The sequence below is a fragment of the Streptomyces sennicomposti genome, from assembly GCF_019890635.1.
Taxonomy (GTDB): Bacteria; Actinomycetota; Actinomycetes; order Streptomycetales; family Streptomycetaceae; genus Streptomyces; species Streptomyces sennicomposti.
The window spans coordinates 1-16,474 of sequence record NZ_JAIOAB010000050.1; the positions used below are offsets into that span (position 1 = coordinate 1).

At 71.4% G+C, this 16,474-nt stretch carries 18 protein-coding genes; 7 read left to right on the forward strand and 11 right to left on the reverse strand.

The annotated features are described in order from the left end of the window. Positions 1-852: condensation domain-containing protein (locus tag K7787_RS23760; RefSeq protein WP_247721231.1), on the reverse strand; the 852-nt coding region annotated here is incomplete at its 3' end. A 610-nt stretch (positions 853-1,462) separates the two neighbouring features. On the opposite strand from K7787_RS23760, the gene K7787_RS23765 reads away from it, so the two are divergent. From K7787_RS23765 to K7787_RS23780, 4 genes are all read left to right on the forward strand, one after another. Further along, positions 1,463-2,131, forward strand: a complete 669-nt coding sequence (locus K7787_RS23765) for an LmbU family transcriptional regulator (protein ID WP_043262129.1) — start codon at positions 1,463-1,465, stop codon at positions 2,129-2,131. A 240-nt stretch (positions 2,132-2,371) separates the two neighbouring features. Then, positions 2,372-3,079, forward strand: coding sequence for a thioesterase II family protein (locus tag K7787_RS23770; protein ID WP_009192357.1), 708 nt, complete (start codon positions 2,372-2,374; stop codon positions 3,077-3,079). Beyond that, positions 3,076-3,924 (forward strand): mycofactocin-coupled SDR family oxidoreductase, encoded by an 849-nt coding sequence (locus K7787_RS23775; protein WP_164390438.1) that lies wholly within the window; start codon positions 3,076-3,078, stop codon positions 3,922-3,924. The genes K7787_RS23770 and K7787_RS23775 overlap by 4 nt, the downstream gene beginning before the upstream one ends. Positions 3,925-3,973: 49 nt before the next feature. After that, positions 3,974-6,877 (forward strand): amino acid adenylation domain-containing protein, encoded by a 2,904-nt coding sequence (locus tag K7787_RS23780; RefSeq protein WP_247721232.1) that lies wholly within the window; start codon positions 3,974-3,976, stop codon positions 6,875-6,877. Between the two features lie 176 nt (positions 6,878-7,053). Here K7787_RS23780 and K7787_RS23785 read toward each other — a convergent pair whose 3' ends face one another. The 10 genes from K7787_RS23785 to rpmG form a co-directional block, all read right to left on the reverse strand. After that, positions 7,054-7,974: a metal ABC transporter permease gene (locus K7787_RS23785; RefSeq protein WP_223002878.1), complete on the reverse strand. Its 921-nt coding sequence runs from the start codon at positions 7,972-7,974 to the stop codon at positions 7,054-7,056. Continuing rightward, on the reverse strand, positions 7,971-8,906 hold the full coding sequence (locus tag K7787_RS23790) for a metal ABC transporter ATP-binding protein (protein ID WP_203622125.1): 936 nt from the start codon (positions 8,904-8,906) through the stop codon (positions 7,971-7,973). The genes K7787_RS23785 and K7787_RS23790 overlap by 4 nt, the downstream gene beginning before the upstream one ends. A 10-nt stretch (positions 8,907-8,916) precedes the next feature. Continuing rightward, positions 8,917-9,873: a metal ABC transporter solute-binding protein, Zn/Mn family gene (locus tag K7787_RS23795; protein WP_223002879.1), complete on the reverse strand. Its 957-nt coding sequence runs from the start codon at positions 9,871-9,873 to the stop codon at positions 8,917-8,919. Positions 9,874-9,996: 123 nt separating this feature from the next. Further along, a complete protein-coding gene (locus tag K7787_RS23800) occupies positions 9,997-10,410 on the reverse strand; it encodes a Fur family transcriptional regulator (RefSeq protein ID WP_223002880.1) in 414 nt (137 codons plus the stop codon). A gap of 86 nt (positions 10,411-10,496) precedes the next feature. After that, positions 10,497-11,672, reverse strand: coding sequence for a GTP-binding protein (locus K7787_RS23805; RefSeq protein ID WP_164390431.1), 1,176 nt, complete (start codon positions 11,670-11,672; stop codon positions 10,497-10,499). A gap of 6 nt (positions 11,673-11,678) precedes the next feature. Then, positions 11,679-11,849, reverse strand: a complete 171-nt coding sequence (gene rpmF, locus K7787_RS23810; RefSeq protein WP_019981959.1) for a 50S ribosomal protein L32 — start codon at positions 11,847-11,849, stop codon at positions 11,679-11,681. A gap of 53 nt (positions 11,850-11,902) precedes the next feature. Next, entirely contained in the window at positions 11,903-12,139 is a 237-nt protein-coding gene (gene rpsR / locus K7787_RS23815; protein WP_009192349.1) for a 30S ribosomal protein S18, read from the reverse strand. Between the two features lie 115 nt (positions 12,140-12,254). Further along, positions 12,255-13,406: a GTP-binding protein gene (locus tag K7787_RS23820; RefSeq protein WP_223002881.1), complete on the reverse strand. Its 1,152-nt coding sequence runs from the start codon at positions 13,404-13,406 to the stop codon at positions 12,255-12,257. Next, positions 13,403-13,660 (reverse strand): type B 50S ribosomal protein L31, encoded by a 258-nt coding sequence (locus tag K7787_RS23825; RefSeq protein ID WP_009192347.1) that lies wholly within the window; start codon positions 13,658-13,660, stop codon positions 13,403-13,405. Before K7787_RS23825 ends, K7787_RS23820 begins: the two co-directional genes overlap by 4 nt. A gap of 109 nt (positions 13,661-13,769) precedes the next feature. Continuing rightward, a complete protein-coding gene (rpmG, locus tag K7787_RS23830) occupies positions 13,770-13,934 on the reverse strand; it encodes a 50S ribosomal protein L33 (RefSeq protein WP_223002882.1) in 165 nt (54 codons plus the stop codon). 171 nt (positions 13,935-14,105) lie between these two features. Here rpmG and K7787_RS23835 point away from each other — a divergent pair, with 171 nt between their 5' ends. The 3 genes from K7787_RS23835 (at position 14,106) to K7787_RS23845 (ending at position 16,350) form a co-directional block, all read left to right on the forward strand. Continuing rightward, complete coding sequence (locus K7787_RS23835) at positions 14,106-14,855, forward strand: hypothetical protein (protein WP_223002883.1); 750 nt, start codon at positions 14,106-14,108, stop codon at positions 14,853-14,855. A gap of 250 nt (positions 14,856-15,105) precedes the next feature. Next, entirely contained in the window at positions 15,106-15,696 is a 591-nt protein-coding gene (locus tag K7787_RS23840) for a sigma-70 family RNA polymerase sigma factor (RefSeq protein WP_247721233.1), read from the forward strand. A 438-nt stretch (positions 15,697-16,134) separates the two neighbouring features. Further along, a complete protein-coding gene (locus tag K7787_RS23845) occupies positions 16,135-16,350 on the forward strand; it encodes a hypothetical protein (protein WP_019981964.1) in 216 nt (71 codons plus the stop codon). Positions 16,351-16,474: the final 124 nt, after the last annotated feature.

Sequence of the window (16,474 nt, forward strand, 5' to 3'; positions counted from 1 at the left end):
GACCGATATGTCGCTCGTTCCCGCCCAGCGGTGCAGCAGAATGAAGTATACGGACAGCAGACCGGCGAACGGGGTCACCGAGCGAGCCCGGCAGAACTCTTCGAATTCTGCCATCGCATTCTGCGGGACGGCGATCGGCAACCTCGATCCGATCATTCTGCCCGGGACGTCCTCTCCGTCCTCGGGCATCGAGGCGGGCTGCATGCCCGCCAGCCGGCCACGCCAGTGATCCAGGGCGGCCTCATCCACCTCGGAGGCGTTCTCCGTCAGGCAGAAGTCGGCGTACTGCGCGGCCGGCACCGCGAAGGCGGGCGCGTGCGGGTCCGCGTAGGCGAGACCCAGTTCTTCGGCGAACACCTTCCCGGAGATCTCGTCCGTGATGATGTGGTGGAACGTGAAGACCAGCAGGTGGAGGCTCGGCGATATCCGTATCACCGACGTTCGCCAGAGCGGACCCGACGCAATGTCGAACGGGAGGTCGACGAGCCTCCTGGCCTCGGCGTCCGCCCACGCCCGGCGCTCGTCCCGCGAGTCGCCCTCGGCCTCCACGAGGTCGATCAGGGCCGGCCGCGTGGCGTCGCCGTCCTCGTCGTGCACCCATTGGAAGACTTCGCCGCCGCGCTCCAGGAATGTGGTGCGAAGCGCCTCGTGCCTGCTGCGCAGCACCTGAAGCGCGCGCTCCAGCCTGTCTGTCGAGAGATCCCCGGCGACGGTGAGAACCGGCCTCCAGACGTCAGACGCGTCGTTCGGCCGCAGCACCGAGGAGAAGTACATCCTGCGCTGCGGTGACGAGGCGGGAACCATACGCGAATGACTATTGCCCGCGAGACCGTCACCCTCGAGATCCGGCATATCCAGCCCATGTGCGTGACGTATTCGGGGCACGGAGGCCCTCCCCCTGTCGATCGGCCGACCCTTCGGTAACACCTTATTTTCAGGCTCGATCAACGCAATCGTTCGAGCCTGTGTCAGACGGTCTCACCCGCTCCGCTCACGTGTCTCGCCGGCGAGACATCTCCAGGACGCAGACGCGGTCTCGCACCGATCGGCCGGGAACGTGGCGGATTGTCCGACGGGCGGCACGAGGCGGCGCAGGGCAGTGCGTGACGGCACAGGACAGTGCGGAAATGGGTGACGCAAATGGGCGAGTAGGCGGCGGAGGGATTTTACTGATCTCTTATCCGTGATCGGCTCCGTGATCCGCGTGAGTCTCTCGCGCTCGTGAGCGGGTTGCGATATGCGAGTGCGGGCCGCAGTCGGCCCGTCTCCGTGCCGTAGCGGGCGGCCATGCCTATCGCGCACAATTACGTCCTGGATGACGTCCAACTGTTACGGTGGGCCAATACATGCGAAAGCATCAACCAACGGGGGATCTTTGCGCACTGCTATCCTAACAAAGAGGACAAACGAGACAACCGCGCGGAATGTCGCAACCGCAAGCACTGCGGGACAGCTGCTGAGCATGGGCGTGCAGTTCCACAAGTCCGGCTTGTCGTTCACAAGCAGGCAGAGCCTCAATATGTGGGAGCAAGTCGGGACCGGACTGCTCTCTTTCGCGGACTCTTCCACCTGGTGGGTCGCCGACTGGCTGGTCTATGGTGAATCCGAGTTCCAGGACCGTTACCACGAAGCCGTCAAGCGGACGTCGCTCAGCTATCAGACGCTTCGTAACTACACGTGGGTCGCGCGCAAGTTCCCGCTGACCCGCAGGCGGCAGAATCTGAGCTTCAGCCATCACCTGGAAGTGGTGGCGCTCGATCAGCCGGAACAGGACTACTGGCTGAGGAAAGCGGAAGCGATGGGCTGGAGCAGGAACAAGCTGCGCGGGGAGGTCCGCAGCAGCCTCCGCGCGCGGCAGGGCGAGGTGACCGAGCCCGAGAGCCGCGCCGGTCAGGACAGAGCCGTTCCCGCCGGGGCCGGTTCGGCTGCGGAGCGGGTCGGACCCGCCGCGGCCGGATCCGGCTCGGGTGCGGACCGGCGCGACGCCGGCCCCTCGCCCGAAGCGGGCCTGCTGCACATCGAACTCCCGGCCGAAATCCTGGCCCAGATCCAGACCGCTGCCAGGAAGGAAGGCGCGCCGGTCGAGACCTGGGCGACGGAGATACTGCGGCGGGCCGCCGGCGGGTCCTGAGGCGACGGCGCCGTCGCACGTCGGGAGACCTCCTGGCCGCCTTCCCGACGTGCGGTGGCCGCCGGTACCGTCCTGAGAGCGAGTCGTGGCGAATGCCGTCGCTCGCCGTCGGTCAGGCCCAGGAACCAGACCAAGGCACATGCCTTCGGCGTCCTCGCATGGATTCGCCGTGAAGTATCCGGTGTCCATGACGGTGAAGGCGCTGTCGGGCGAACGGCATTCCGAGTACGAGGATGATAAATGACCCTGTCATTGTTGTGCGTACCCTTCGCCGGGAGCGGCGCCGGCTTCTACCGGGCCTGGCCGGACGGCGGTGAGCAGGGTCTTCGGATCGTCCCCTTGCAGATGCCGGGCCGGGAGGAACGCTTCCTGGAGGACCCGTACAAGGACGCCGCACAGGCGGCCGAGGACCTCGCCGGGGCCGCGCTCCGCCTGGCCGGCGGGGCGGAACGAGCAGTGCTCTTCGGGCACAGTCTCGGCGCCGTCCTCGCCTACGAGACGGCCCGTGAACTCCAGGCGCGGGGCTTCACCGCTCTGGAGCACCTCTTCGTGAGCGGGTCCCCCGGCCCCCGGACCGGTCGCACCGGGCGGACCGCGGAACTGGACGACGACACCTTCGTGGAGCGGGTCGCGGAACTCGCCGGGTACCGGCACGCGGCACTCGACGACCCCGACCTGCGGGAGGTGCTGCTTCCGTTGCTGCGGGCGGACGTGGCCCTGCACGAGGAGTACCGACCCGTCTCGGACGAGCCGTTGACGCTGCCCGTCACCGCCCTGCGCGGGACGGACGACGCCCTGGTGAGCCGGGCGCAGTGCGCGACCTGGGAGACGGTCACCACGGGGCCGTTCGAGCTGAAGGAACTCCCGGGCGGACACATGTATCTGACCGACAGGGAACAGGAACTGCTCGCCGTCATCACCGCCGCGGCGCGAGGCGCCCGCACATGACGCGCGACAGGAGAAGTGCGGCGGGTGCGGCCCTGGCGGGCAGGACCGTGGTGATCACCGGCGCGGGCCGTGGCCTGGGACGCGCCTGCGCGCTGCGGTTCGCGGAAGAGGGAGCCGACCTCGTCCTGCTCGACGTGGGCGAGGACATCGAGGGCGTCCCCTACCCCCTGTCGACGCGCGGTCAGCTCACGCACACCGCCAAGCTCTCCGAGGAGCGCGGCGCGGCGGTGCTGGCGGAGCCCCTCGACGTACGCGGCGATGTCACGCCGGCCGTCGAGAAGGCGCTCGACCGCTTCGGCCGTATCGATGTCCTCGTCAACAACGCGGGGATCGCCGCCCCTTCGGGAAAGGCCGTCCACGAGATCACCGAGGACGAGTGGCGTCTGATGATCGATGTCGACCTCTCCGGCGCATGGCGCATGATCAAGGCCGTGGCGCCGACGATGATCGCTCAGCGGCGAGGCAGCGTCATCAACGTCTCCTCCACCGCCGGTCTCGTCGGCTACCGGCACTTCGCGGGGTATGTCGCCGCCAAGCACGGGCTGATAGGGCTGACCAAGGCCGCGGCTCTCGACTACGGACCGCACCAGGTCCGGGTCAACGCCCTCTGCCCCGGCTCCGTCGCGGACGACCCGGCGGTCGACGGCCGGATGCTGTCCGAGATCGCCCGCTCCCTGGACGTGGCCGTCGAAGACCACGAGAGGGTCTTCGTCCAGGCGCAGCCGATGAACTCGCTCATCGCTCCCTCCGACATCGCCGGCGCCGCCCTCTGGCTCGCCGGTGACGATTCCTCTCGCGTGACCGGCAGCGTACTGACCGTCGACGGGGGCTTCACCGCGCGCTGACCGGCCGTGTCCCCCGCACCCTTCTTGGCGCTTCGACAGGAGTCATCCCATGGCGACAGCCCACTGGTCCGCGCCGTTCCAGTGCCCCGAGCAGGCCGCCATGTGCCACAGTCTGACGGTCAGCTGCCCGCGGCCGCCCAGCGGCAGTGAGCTTCGGCGACGGTTGGAACAGATCGGTGAACGGGCCGAAGGCGTGCTGTGGGAGCGGCGCACCCGGGAACGCTCAACGACGCCGGGGGCGCGGCGGTACGCGGAACAGGAAGCCCGCCGGCCGCTGCGCGCCACCTCCGGTCCGCGGCTGCGCGTCACGCTCGTGCGGCATACGGACGACGCCGCCGACCTGGTGCTGGTCGCCGCCCGTGACGCCCTGTCCCGGGCGGCACTGAGCGACTTGGCCGGGTTCCTCACCGGCGGCTCCCCGCCCCGGGCAGGCCGGCACGGCATCGCGCGGGAAACGAGCGGGACGAGAGCCGCCCCGCTCGTGGCGCCCGAGTGGGGCCTCGGCGACCTCGCGCGCCGCGGTCTCGTCGGCGCGGCCCGATTCTCCACGCCGGTCAGCGAAAACCCGGTGAGCCGGGAGCTGTTGACTGCCGCAGCCGCCATCGTCCTGGCCCGGTACGACGCCGAGGAGACACCGCGGATCGCTCTGCTCGACCCCGACGCGGCAGGACCGCACGCGCTGTCCGAGTATGTCCTCACGTACGACGAGACCATGTCCGTCGCCGCATTCCTCGCCGGTGGGCCCGAGACACCGGAGCCGGCCGGTGAACCGGCGACAGAACCCGGGGGCGGTCCCGCGATTCGTGTGGGCATGGTCTTCGGCGAGTGGGACGACGCACGGCGGTACCACCCCTGCCTCGCGCCCGTCTTCCCTCTCACGCTCCAGGCCGAGCAGCGCCCGGACCGGTCCTGGAGCGGCGCCTGCTGGTACGACGAGGGCGTGATCGACGCGCGGATCGCGCGGGCCTTCGCCGAGCAAGTGGCCTACGTCGCCCAGTGGTTGGCGGAGCCGGGTGAGGCCGGGGAAGAACTGCCGCTGTCGGCCGTCCCCCTGATGCCGGCCGACCGCGCCGCGGACATCGTGCGCCGGGGAGCGACTCCTGCGGCCACCGCGTCCCCCACGGCCGGTTCGACCGTCCACGAGCGCTTCGAGGACCTGGTACGCCGCGATCCGGACGCGGTCGCCGTCACGGACGGCACCCGCACCCTGACCTATCGGCAACTCGACGAGCAAGCCGCACTCATGGCCGAGGGGCTGCGCTCCTCGGGGGCGGCGCCGGGGAGCATGGTCGGCGTGTGCCTGGAGCGCGACGCGACCCTCGTCGTCACCTTGCTCGCGATACTCAAGTCCGGCTGCGCCTACGTACCCATGGACGTCGAGTACCCGCACGAGCGCCTGCGTCACACGGTCGGCAGCGCCGGGGTGCGCGTCGTGGTCGCCGCCGCCGACGTGTTCCCGGTCGTCGAGGGCGTTCGGTCCGTGCCGCCCGAGGAACTGCTCCGGCTCGGCGAGCGGCGCGTCTCCAGCGGCCGGACCCCATCCTGCGACGAGAACGACCCCGCCTACGTCATCTACACATCCGGATCGACGGGGCGGCCCAAGGGCGTCGTCGTCCCGCACCGCAACGTGCTGGCCCTGGTCGACGGCACCGCCGAGGACTTCGGGCTCGGCGCGGACGACGTCTGGACGATGTTCCACTCCAGCGCGTTCGACTTCTCCGTCTGGGAGATCTGGGGCTGCCTGCTGACCGGAGGGCAGCTGGTGGTGGTGCCCTTCTGGATCACGCGGGACACGGGGGAGTTCCACGCGCTGCTCGCCGAACGAGGCGTCACCGTGCTCAACCAGACGCCCTCCGCCTTCCTGCCTCTCGTCGCACAGGACCGGGAATCGCCCGCCGAGCTGGCGGTGCGCCTGGTGGTCTTCGGCGGTGAGCCGCTGGACGCCCGTGAGCTGCTGCCCTGGTTCGCCCGCCACCCGCAGGCGGAGTGCCGTCTGGTCAACATGTTCGGAATCACGGAGACCACCGTGCACGTGACGGCGCAGACCGTGACGCCTCAGGCGGCTCTGCGGGGGGACCGGTCGGTGGGCCCGGCGCTCCCCGGCTGGTCGGTGTCCGTACGCGGACCGCGAGGAGAGGTTCTGCCGGTGGGAGCGGCGGGCGAGATCTGGGTCGGCGGGGCGGGAGTCGCCCGTCACTACCAGGGGCAGCCGGACCTCACGGCGCGCCGTTTCGTCGTCGACCCGGTGACCGGTGAGCGGATCTACCGCAGTGGCGACAAGGGCCGCATGAGGCCCGACGGGTCCCTGGAACACCTGGGCAGGATCGACAGCCAGGTGAAGATCCGCGGGTACCGGATCGAGCCGGACGAGATCCGCAACGTCCTGCTCGGAGCACCGTCGGTCTCCGGGGCGACCGTCGTCGTCCACCGCGACGAGAGTGGCGACCGAGCGGTCGACCGGCTGGACGCCTACGTCGTGCTCAAGGGGGACGCGACCGTGGCCATGGTCGCGGAGCACGCCAGGCGGCTCCTGCCCGACTACATGGTCCCGGCGACGGTCACAGAGGTCGATGCCATTCCTTTGACGATCAACGGGAAGGTCGACGTCGCACGGCTCCCCGCGCCGACTGCCGCCCGGCCGGCCGCGGCGGAGGCGGAGTCCCCGGAGCCGGTGGAGACCGACTCCGCCGACCGGCTGGAGCGTGACATGCTGGACATCTGGAGCCGGCACCTGGGCACACGGGTGGGCCCGGAGGACAACTTCTTCTCGCTGGGCGGAAACTCGCTCCTGGTCGTCCGCGTACTGGCCGAGGTCAAGGAGCTCGGTGCGCCGAAGATCGCCGTGCGGGATTTCTACCGGAACTCCTTCGCCCGACAGTTCATCCAGCTGGTCAGGGACCGGATCACTCCCGCTCCCGACGCCCCGGCCGCCACGGGGGGCGCGCGAAGCTGACCTGGTCGCGGGGACGGTGAAGACGTCCTCCCGGTCCGAGATGCGCCCGGTCGAAGAGTTCCCGGCTGTCCCGCTGCCGGCCGAAGGCAGCCTGGCCTGCTCACGAGCGGCGGCGGCGTCACCGTCGCCGAAGCGCACCGCCGCCACCGCCGCGCAGCATCCCGCGTCCCCGTCATTCAGGAGGCGGCCGCGGTCACCTCGCGGGCCGTATCGGCGGATCCCGCGTCCGTCCTCGCGGCGGTGCGTCCCCAGTTCCTGCGCCGTACCGCGCCGATCGCGGCGCAGATCCCGTACAGGGTGAAGGACAGGGTGGTCACGTAGGGGCTGATGGGGATGTCGCTCCCGAGGGCGAGCAGGATGCCCCCTTCCATCGAGACGACGGCCAGCACCACGCTCAGCACGGGCAGCAGGACGGGGGAGGCCGTGACCCGCGCCGCCGCGGCGGCCGGGGTGACGACCAGCGTGAGGACGAGCAGCGCCCCGACCACCTGCACGGACAGGGCGATGCTCAGGCCGAGGACCAGCATGAACGCCAGGGACAGACCGCGGACCGGCACGCCGCGGGTGCGGGCGACCTCCGGGTCGGTGCTGGCGAACACCAGGGGACGCCACATCACGACCAGGGCGACGAGGACGACCGCCGACATGCTCAGCAGGACCGCCGTCTGCGGCGCGTCCACCGCCACGATCTGGCCGGTGAGCAGGCCGAACTTGTTCGCCGCCCGGCCCTTGTAGAGGGCGAGGAAGAGCACGCCCAGGCCCAGTCCGAACGGCATGAGGATGCCGATCACGGAGTTCCGGTGCCGCGCCTTCGCCCCCAGTACGCCGATGACGCCGGCGGCGACCAGGGAACCGATGACCGAGCCCGCGACCACGTTCATGCCGAAGAGCAGCGCGGCGGACGCCCCGGCGAAGGACAGTTCACTGATGCCGTGCACCGCGAACGGGAGGTCGCGCAGGATCACGAACACCCCCGCCAGTCCCCCCACCAGACCGAGCGCGGCGCCGACGATCAGCGAGTTGTGCACCAGATCCAGCAGGGCGCCGTAGTCGTCGAAGGTGAAGACCTGCTGCCCTATGCCGTCGGCGGACGTCATGTGCGCGCTCCTTGCTTTCCTCGCGGTGTTCCCCGCCGCGTGCTGCGTTGCTCTCCTCGCGCGCCGGGGTGTGCGGCGTGTGGCTGCGGTGCGGGACGGTGCGGTTCGGACGGCTCGTCGGGGGCGCCGACCACGACCACCCTTCCCCGCACCCTCAACACGTCGACCTGCGTGCCGTAGAGCTCGGACAGGGACTGCGAGGTCAGCACCTCGTCCGGCGTTCCGACCCGGTGGCGTCCCCGGGCGAGGTAGAGGACCCGGTCGGCCATGCCGAGCACCGGGTTGATCTCGTGCGTCACGAAGACCACCGCCGTGCCGTGGGAGCGGCGGCGGGAGTCGACGAGTTCCGTCACCGCGCGCTGATGGCGCAGGTCGAGGGAGAGCAACGGCTCGTCGCACAGCAGGAGTCGCGGATCCGCGGCGAGCGCCTGTCCGACCCGGACCCGCTGCTGCTCGCCCCCGGAGAGCAGGTCGAGGGGCACATCCGCGTACTCCGCCGCGCCCACGGCGGCGAGGATCTCGTCCACGCGCCGGCCCGCCGACCGGTTCGGCAGGCCCAGGCCGAAGCGGTGCCCGTCGATGCCCAGCCGGACGAGGTCGCGGGCACGCAGCGCTGCCTGGCCGGCCAGGGTGGACTGCTGGGGAATGTAGCCGAGCCGGCGGCCCGCCCTCCCCGGTGGGCGGCCCAGCACGCTCAATCGCCCGGACGACAGCGGCACTCGGCCGAGCAGGGCCTTCATGAAGCTGGTCTTCCCGGACCCGTTCGGTCCGAGGACCGCCAGGAACTCCCCGGCTCCCACCTCGAGTTCGAGGTCCTGCCACACCGTCCGGGCGCCGTACGCGAGCGCCGCCTTCTCCGCGCGGATCACGGGTTCCACGGCGGACGACGCGCCGCGCGCCGCCGTGCCGCGCTCATCGGCCTGTTCCGGCATGATCCGGCGCCTACTTGTCCAGTGCGCCGGCGAGGGCGTCGACGTTCGCCGTCATCCAGGACAGGTAGTCCTTGCCCGCGGGCAGGGTCTCGGTGACGGGGACCACCGGCACACCCGCCTTCTTCGCGGCGTCCAGGACCTTCTGCGTCTGGGCCCCGGCGGTCTGCTCGTTGTAGACGAGCACCTTGACCTGGTGGGAGGAGAAAAGGCCGAGCGTCGTCCGCAGGACCTGCGGCGAGACGTCGTCGCCCTCCTCGATCGCCTCGCTGAACTCCTCGGGCGTCTTGTTCTCCAGCCCGGCGGCCTCCGTCATGTACAGCGGGACGGGCTCGGTGATGGCCACACCGTCACCGGCGTGGTTCTTCTTGATGTCGGCTTCCTTCGCCGTCAGCGGTTGGAGCTTCGCCGTGAACGTCTCGGCGTTCTTCTCGAAGGTCGCGGCATCCTCGGGGGACACCTTGCCCAGCTCCTCGGCGATGCGGTCGGCCACCTTCTCGACGCTGGAGAAGTCGTACCAGACGTGCTCGTTCAACTCGCCGCCGGCCGGGGCCTTGTGGCCGGAGACCTCGACCGCGTCGATCTTCGCCGCGGAGGGGTTGCTCTTGGTCATCCGGGAGACGAAGTCGTCGTAACCGCCGCCGTTCTCGATGACGAGCCTGGCCTTGGAGAGCGTCAGCTGGTTGCGTGTGCTCGCCTCGAAGGAGTGCGGGTCCTGATCGGGGTTGGTGATGATCGACGTCACCGTCACCTTGTCGCCGCCCACCTGCTGCGCGATGTCGCCCCACACGTTCGTCGACGCGACGACGGGAATCTTCGCGGCGGCGGAGCCCGTGGAGGCGGCGGATCCCGTCTTCTCCGCCGCCTTTCCGTCGTCGCCCGAGCCGGACGAACCGCCGCAGCCGGCCAGCAGCGTGGCGGCGGCCACCGCGGATATGAGAGCGAGGGAACGGGGGAGTGGCGTGGACATGGATCCTCCATAGAGGTACGTGGGTATGTGATGGGCGGTGGGTGAATGAGCGCGCGCGAGAGCAACGGCGTGTGAGCAGCTCACCGGCCTACCGCCCACTGTAGATGAAAATGAATGTCAGAACTATATCCGGGCCTCGCCGCAGTCCCGGCAGACGCCGGTCAGCTCCACGACGTGCTGGACACTGGTGAAACCCGTGGTCGCCGCGACGTCCCGCGCCCAGCGTTCGACCTGTTCCGCCTCCACCGCGCGGCTCAGCCCGCACTCCCGGCACACGACGTAGTGCCGATGCCCCTCGGCCGGGCGCGGCCGGTACAGCCGCTCCCCGTTGAGGTCGCGGATCACGTCCGCGCCGCCGTCGGCTTCGAGCATGCGCAGCGTGCGGTAGACGGTGGTGAGTCCGATCGTGACGCCGGCGGACTCGGCGGTCGCGTGCAGGGACCGGGCGGAGACGAAGTCCTCGCACGCCTGGAACAGGTTCAGGAGTTCGCGGCGCTGTCGCGTCGAGCGCTGGTTCCCCCGAGGGAAGCCGCGCATGGTCACCTCCCCGGTGAAGGACGCCGGTACCGGGCTCGACCGGACCGGGTGGCGCCGTGGCCGCGACCGCCACCCGGCCCGGGGCTTCAGACGGGCAGCGCCGCGCCGTGCTGCTCGTGGTCGCACATCTCGTGGGCCGCGGGGACGTCCCAGGCGGGGAAGGGATCGTCGCCGCCGGTCCAGTCGCCGTCCAGGAGGCAGTCCTCCAGGGCCGAGCGCAGGGCCGTCGGCTCCAGTCCGGTCCCGATGAACACCAGTTCCTGAGCGTGCTGTTCCGGCGCTTCGGCGTCGCCGACCCCGGCCGGCTCGAAACGGGCCACACAACCCGCCTGGGACCACAGCCCCGTCACCCCGGCGCGGCCGGCGAGCGTGAAGAAGCCCTTGCTGCGCAGGATCGTCCCGAACTCACCGCTGTCGAGCCGCTCGGTGACCAGCCGCCACAGACGGCCCGGGTGGAAGGGCCGGTCGGCGCGGAACAGGGTGGACGAGATCCCGTACTCCTCGGTCTCCGGGACGTGCTCGCCGTTGAGTTCGCGCACCCAGCCGGGGGCCTGCTGCGCCTGTTCCACGTCGAAGAGGCCGGTGCCGAGCACGTCGGCGGCGCGTACCCGCCCCCGGACGCTGTCCAGGAGGCGTGCGCCCGGGTTGAGCCGGGTCAGGATGGAGCGCAGGCGCTCGGCCGACTCGTCGTCGACGAGATCGAGCTTGTTCAGCACGATCACATCGGCGAACTCGACCTGGTCGATCAGCAGATCGCTCACGGTGCGTTCGTCGTCCTCGAAGGGCGCGAGGCCGCGCTCGGTCAGCTCGTCGCCGTCCCCCAGCTCCCTGAGGAAGTTGGCCGCGTCCACGACCGTGACCATGGTGTCGAGCCGGGTGAGGTCGCCGAGCGTCGTCCCGTCGTCGCGTGCGAAGGCGAAGGTGGCGGCCACCGGCATGGGCTCGGAGATGCCGCTGGACTCGATCAGGAGGTAGTCGAAGCGACCCTCCCGGGCGAGGCGGTCCACCTCTTCGAGGAGATCGTCGCGGAGCGTGCAGCAGATGCATCCGTTGGTCATCTCGACCAGCCGTTCCTCCGTGCGGGAGAGGGCGGCCCCGCCGCCGCGCACCAGTGCGGCGTCGATGTTGATCTCGCTCATGTCGTTCACGATGACGGCGACGCGCAGTCCCTCGCGGTTGGACAGCAGGTGGTTGAGCAACGTGGTCTTGCCCGCTCCGAGGAAACCGGAGAGGACGGTCACCGGCAGGCGGTCGTGCGGCATGTCGCCTCAGTCCTCCGGGCGGAGGAGGCCGCGCTCGTAGGCCCGCCTCAGGTGCTGGGGGACCAGGTGGGTGACCCCTTCGAGGGTGACGGGGACGAGCGGCGGGGTGCTCGCCCGCCACTGGGCGCGGCGGTGGCGGGTGTTGCTGCGGGACATCTTGCGCTTGGGGACGGCCATGGCGTTCCTCCGGTCGGCGGTTCAGGAAGGGGGGATGGGCGGTGTGGCCGGGGTCAGCGGCTGGAGTAGGGCAACAGGGCCATCTCGCGGGCGTTCTTGACGGCCGCGGCGAGCTGCCGCTGCTGCCGCCGGCTGATCCGGGTGACCCGGCGGCTGCGGATCTTGCCGCGGTCGGAGATGAACTTCCGCAGCAGCTCGGTGTCCTTGTAGTCGATGTACGTGATGCCGGCCGCGTCGAGCGGGTTCGGGCGGTTCTTGCGCGCGAGGGTGGCTTTGGTGGGGCGGGGCACGGAGTTCTCCTTGGTCGTGAGACGGGGCGGTGGGGCGGGAGGAGTCGGGCGAGGAGGGGTGAGGCGGGAGGAGTCGGGCGTTGGAGGCGTGCGGCGGGGGCGTGCGGCGGGACGGTCAGGCGACGGAGTCGAGCAGCTGGTCGAAGCCCGTGGGCCGGGGCAACGCGGCGGGTCCGCAGGCCAGTTCGTCGTCGGTGAGCAGACAGGAGTCGAGCAGGGCGAGCAGCCCCGCGCGGTCCAGGCCGGGGGAGGTGAAGACGAGGTGCTGGCAGCGGTCGCCGTGCTCCGGGTGCCAGTCCAGCGCGGCCGCCGTCCGGCGTTCGGCGGGCATCAACTCCCAGGCGGCGTCCGGGAGAGCGGCCATCCACGGCCCGGCGCTCTCCATGCACAGCGCGCCCCCGGCGGCGTCCCAGGCGAGCAGGCTGTCGGGCCGGTCCGCCAGCCAGAACCTCCCCCGGCTGCGGGCCGCCGCGCAGCACAGGTCCTCCAGCGCCTCGTAGAGGCGGCCGGCGTGGAAGGGGCGGCGGCGCCGCCAGACCAGCGTGCCGACCCCGTCCTCGTCGCAGTCGTGGGGGAGCCGGGCGCAGGCCGGGTGCTGCGCGGCCGCCGCCGCTGCCACGTCGAACCCGGCGGCCGCGATATCGCCCAACTGCCCGTTCTTGATCGGGATCTGATGTGCCGTGGGATGCAGCTGCCGCAGGAGCGCGAGGTCGTCGGGCCCGGCGTCGGGGTTGTCGGCCACGGCGAGGACGGGGGCGTACTCCAGTTGCCGGGCGAAGGTGTCGCCCACGGTGCGCTGGTCCGTCGCGGCCGCGGCGAGTGAGACCTCCGCGAGGTCGTCGCCGTCGGACAGGAAGGGCAGGACCAGCGCGGGGTCCACCGCGGTCACCACGTTGGTGAGCCGGAAGCCGCCGCCGCCGTGGGCGGCGACGACCTCGGCCATGCCGCGGGGTTCCACGGAGTCCCAGAGCTCCACGACCGCGAGACGGGTGAGGCCGCCGACGGCCAGCCGTCGCAGTTCGGGGACGAGGTCCTCGCGCAGGGCGCAGCAGGCGCAGTCGTTGACCAACGGCGTCTCGCCGAAGGAGGTTTCACCCGTGGTGTCGCGGACGCTGCGGCGCACGGTGCCCGTCGGGGCGGTGGACAGGTCGTGGTGCAGGGCGACACTGCCGGGCGTCTCGCGCAGCAGCCGTTCGACCATGGCGCGGCGGGCGTCGGCGTGCAGTCCGCCGACGATCACCACGGGCATCGGCCCGTCGAGGGTCATCGGCGGCCCCCGTCCCGTCCGTAGCGGCGCTCGAAGCGCTCGACGCGGCCGGCGGTGTCCAGCACGCGGGCGGTGCCGGTGTAGAAGGGGTGGCTCGCCGAGGAGATCTCGACGTCGACCACCGGGTAGGTGTGGCCGTCCTCCCATACGACGGTCTTGTCGCTGGTCATCGTCGAACGGGTCAGGAAGGCGAAGTCGCCGGCCTTGTCACGGAAGACGACCGGGCGGTAGGCGGGGTGGATTCCGGGCTTCATGGGTCCTGTTCCCTGGGTCGGGGTGATGGGTGATGGGTGAAGGGCGAGGGATGACGGGGGAGGGGGGAGGGGTGAGGGGCGGGCGGGCGTCGGGGGAGGGCCGGCGCCGTCAGCGCTCCTCGCGGAACGCGACGTGGCGTCGGGCGACGGGGTCGAACTTCCGCAGGGTGAGCCGGTCCGGGTCGTTCCGGCGGTTCTTGCGGGTCACGTAGGTGTAGCCGGTCCCGGCGGTGGAGCGGAGCTTGATGACCGGGCGCAGTTCGGTGCGAGCCATGCGGTCAGCATACGACAATGATTTCCATTATCGATAGGGGGGTGTGGGCAGGTCCCCTTCCGGGCGTGGGGTGCGTCGCCTCGTCATCGGTGAGGCGGAGGAGCGGAGGAAGGGGGCGCGTACGCGCCTTCCGGCGGGGATCACGTATCCGGGTGCGAGGATGGGCGGGCCATGACTGTCCGTGGGTGGTGCCGCAGTGTGCGGGCCGGCGTGTTCGCCGCCGTCTGCGTGCTGCTCGCCGCCCTCGGCCACGCGACCATGGCGGGGACCGCCGTCCCCTGGTGGGCGATGGCCGCGGGAGCCGCCGGGACCGGCGCGGCGGGCTGGCTGATGGCCGGGCGGGAGCGCGGACGCGCCCTCGTCGTCTCCGTCGTGACGGCCGCTCAAGCGGTGCTCCACGAGACCTTCGCGCTGGCGCAGTCCTCGGCGTGCGAGTCTGCCGCCCCGGCCCGCGCCGGTGCGTCGGCGGGCCTGGACGCGATGGACATGGGGTCCGCGGGCATGGGGTCCATGGGCACGGGGACCGTGGGCATGGGGTCCATGGGCGGGATGGAGAGGGGGGCCGCCGCCCCTGCGGTCCACGGCATGGCCGGTCTCGGCCATATGCACGGCCTGCACGGGGCGCATGACATGGCCGGCTTGAGCGGTGCGGCGTCGCTGGGCATGTTCGCCGTGCACCTCCTGGCCGCGATCCTGTGCGGTCTGTGGCTGGCCCACGGCGAGCGAGCCGTCTTCCGCGTCCTGCGGGCGACGGCGGCCCGGCTGGCGGCGCCGCTGCGATTGCTGGCGGCCCTGCCCACGCCCTTCCGGCGGCCGAGGGTGCACAGGCGCCGTGCCGACGCCGCTCCGGTCCCCGTGCGTCTGCTTCTGTGCTGCTCCCTCACCTTCCGGGGACCGCCCGCGGGTGCCGCTGTCCGCTGAGACAGCCGGATCCACCGGAGCCCCCGCTCCGCTCGCCCGGCGGTGTTCTCGTGTGTCGCACACGCGGACGCGTCGGCGGGGCGTCTCACCCTGCGCGGCCACGCGCCGCTGCGGGCGCGGCGTTTCCGGCGGGCTCCGGGCATCGCCCTGCCCCTGCGCACGGGCGCACCCCCATGCGCCGGTGAGTCATGCCCCTGTGCGGGTGTGTCCCCGGAAGACCGGAGAAGGACAGCACGCCATGAACTCTGTCATGTCCGCTACACGGGAGGATCGCGCCTCCGTGGACCTGTCGGCGACCGCCTGGGCGCTGGCCGCCCGCGGCGGCGACCCCGACGCGGCCGACCACTTCGTCCGCGCCCTCCACGGTGACGTGCTGCGGTACGTCACTTACCTCAGTGGCGACCCCCAGGCCGCCCATGACCTGACCCAGGACACGTTCGTACGGGCGTTCGGCAGCCTGCACCGCTACGAGGGCCGGGCCTCGGCCCGCACCTGGCTGCTGGCCATCGCCCGCCGTGCCGTCGCCGACAGCATCCGCCGTGCCGCGACCCGCCCCCGGACCGCGGACGCCGTCGACTGGCGCACGGCGGTGGAGAACAGCCGGCCGCACGGCCTGCCGGGCTTCGAGGAGGGCGTGGCGCTGCTCGATCTCGTGGGGAACCTGTCCGGCGAGCGCCGAGTGGCGTTCCTGCTGACCCAGGTCGTCGGGTTGTCCTACGAGGAGGCGGCCGGATGCGTCGGCTGCCCGGTCGGCACGGTCCGCTCCCGGGTGTCCCGCGCCCGCGCGGTCCTGGAACGGCTGCTGCGGGAAGCCGAGGCGGCGAGCGTGCCGGCTGCCTGACGCCCGGGCGGCGCCTTGAGCGCCGCCGGTGACTCCATCCGGCGGTACGGCACGGTATCCGGACCGGACCGGACCGGACCGTGCCGCCGGGAGCACACACCTGTCCCGGGCACAGGGGGCATGCTGTCCCTCCGAGTACACCGCGCCCTCGGTCCGAGTACCCCGCGCCCTCGCCGGTTCGCGGATGCCGGTGCGGCTGGGACGGCTCAGCAGGGCGAGGGACGGCGCGCGTCCGACCTGCGCCTCCTCAGGTAGTCGTCCCAGCCCGCCACCGAGTTCCCGCCCCTGGGGTGGCGGTCGGAGCACCCGGGGCGAAACGGCGCATGAGCACTCCGGGCCGTGCCTCGGTCGTCCCGTACGCCGGTGCGTGCCCTCGTGCGGTGGGGGGTATGTCTCGGCCACCCCCCTCTGGCGAACCTCTGGCGAAAGGCGACAGCGATGGACTCGACCGCCGGTCTGGAACCCCTGGCCACCTTCTGCGGAAACTGCAACTGCGGCTGCCCGCAGTTGTTCGTCGACCCGAGCGCACCCGCGGAACGCCGTGTCGTGCTCACGGACGACTTCGGGCAACGCGTCCAGATGAGCGCCGACCAGTTCGCCTCCCTGCTGGAGGAGGCGAAGGCCGGAAAGCTGGACGGTGCGGCCGCTTCCTGACGGCCAGAAGAATCCGGTCGGGCCGCCCCGCAGCGGTGGCGGGAAGCCGCCCGCGGCGGTGCCGGAAAGCCGGCCGAACCCGTGGCGGAAAGCCGGCCGGAGCCGTTGCGGCAAGCCGATGGGA

Excerpts from the sequence above, each read along its gene's own strand:
- K7787_RS23765 (WP_043262129.1), top strand. The coding sequence starts at position 1,463 with ATGGGCGTGCAGTTCCACAAGTCCGGCTTGTCGTTCACAAGCAGGCAG.
- K7787_RS23770 (WP_009192357.1), top strand. The coding sequence starts at position 2,372 with ATGACCCTGTCATTGTTGTGCGTACCCTTCGCCGGGAGCGGCGCCGGC.
- K7787_RS23820 (WP_223002881.1), bottom strand. The coding sequence starts at position 13,406 with ATGACCCTCGACGGGCCGATGCCCGTGGTGATCGTCGGCGGACTGCAC.
- rpmG (WP_223002882.1), bottom strand. The coding sequence starts at position 13,934 with ATGGCTCGCACCGAACTGCGCCCGGTCATCAAGCTCCGCTCCACCGCC.
- K7787_RS23805 (WP_164390431.1), bottom strand. The coding sequence starts at position 11,672 with ATGCCGCACGACCGCCTGCCGGTGACCGTCCTCTCCGGTTTCCTCGGA.
- K7787_RS23775 (WP_164390438.1), top strand. The coding sequence starts at position 3,076 with ATGACGCGCGACAGGAGAAGTGCGGCGGGTGCGGCCCTGGCGGGCAGG.
- K7787_RS23780 (WP_247721232.1), top strand. The coding sequence starts at position 3,974 with ATGGCGACAGCCCACTGGTCCGCGCCGTTCCAGTGCCCCGAGCAGGCC.
- rpmF (WP_019981959.1), bottom strand. The coding sequence starts at position 11,849 with ATGGCCGTCCCCAAGCGCAAGATGTCCCGCAGCAACACCCGCCACCGC.
- K7787_RS23835 (WP_223002883.1), top strand. The coding sequence starts at position 14,106 with ATGACTGTCCGTGGGTGGTGCCGCAGTGTGCGGGCCGGCGTGTTCGCC.
- K7787_RS23800 (WP_223002880.1), bottom strand. The coding sequence starts at position 10,410 with ATGCGCGGCTTCCCTCGGGGGAACCAGCGCTCGACGCGACAGCGCCGC.
- K7787_RS23785 (WP_223002878.1), bottom strand. The coding sequence starts at position 7,974 with ATGACGTCCGCCGACGGCATAGGGCAGCAGGTCTTCACCTTCGACGAC.
- K7787_RS23790 (WP_203622125.1), bottom strand. The coding sequence starts at position 8,906 with ATGCCGGAACAGGCCGATGAGCGCGGCACGGCGGCGCGCGGCGCGTCG.
- K7787_RS23845 (WP_019981964.1), top strand. The coding sequence starts at position 16,135 with ATGGACTCGACCGCCGGTCTGGAACCCCTGGCCACCTTCTGCGGAAAC.
- K7787_RS23795 (WP_223002879.1), bottom strand. The coding sequence starts at position 9,873 with ATGTCCACGCCACTCCCCCGTTCCCTCGCTCTCATATCCGCGGTGGCC.
- K7787_RS23825 (WP_009192347.1), bottom strand. The coding sequence starts at position 13,660 with ATGAAGCCCGGAATCCACCCCGCCTACCGCCCGGTCGTCTTCCGTGAC.
- K7787_RS23840 (WP_247721233.1), top strand. The coding sequence starts at position 15,106 with ATGTCCGCTACACGGGAGGATCGCGCCTCCGTGGACCTGTCGGCGACC.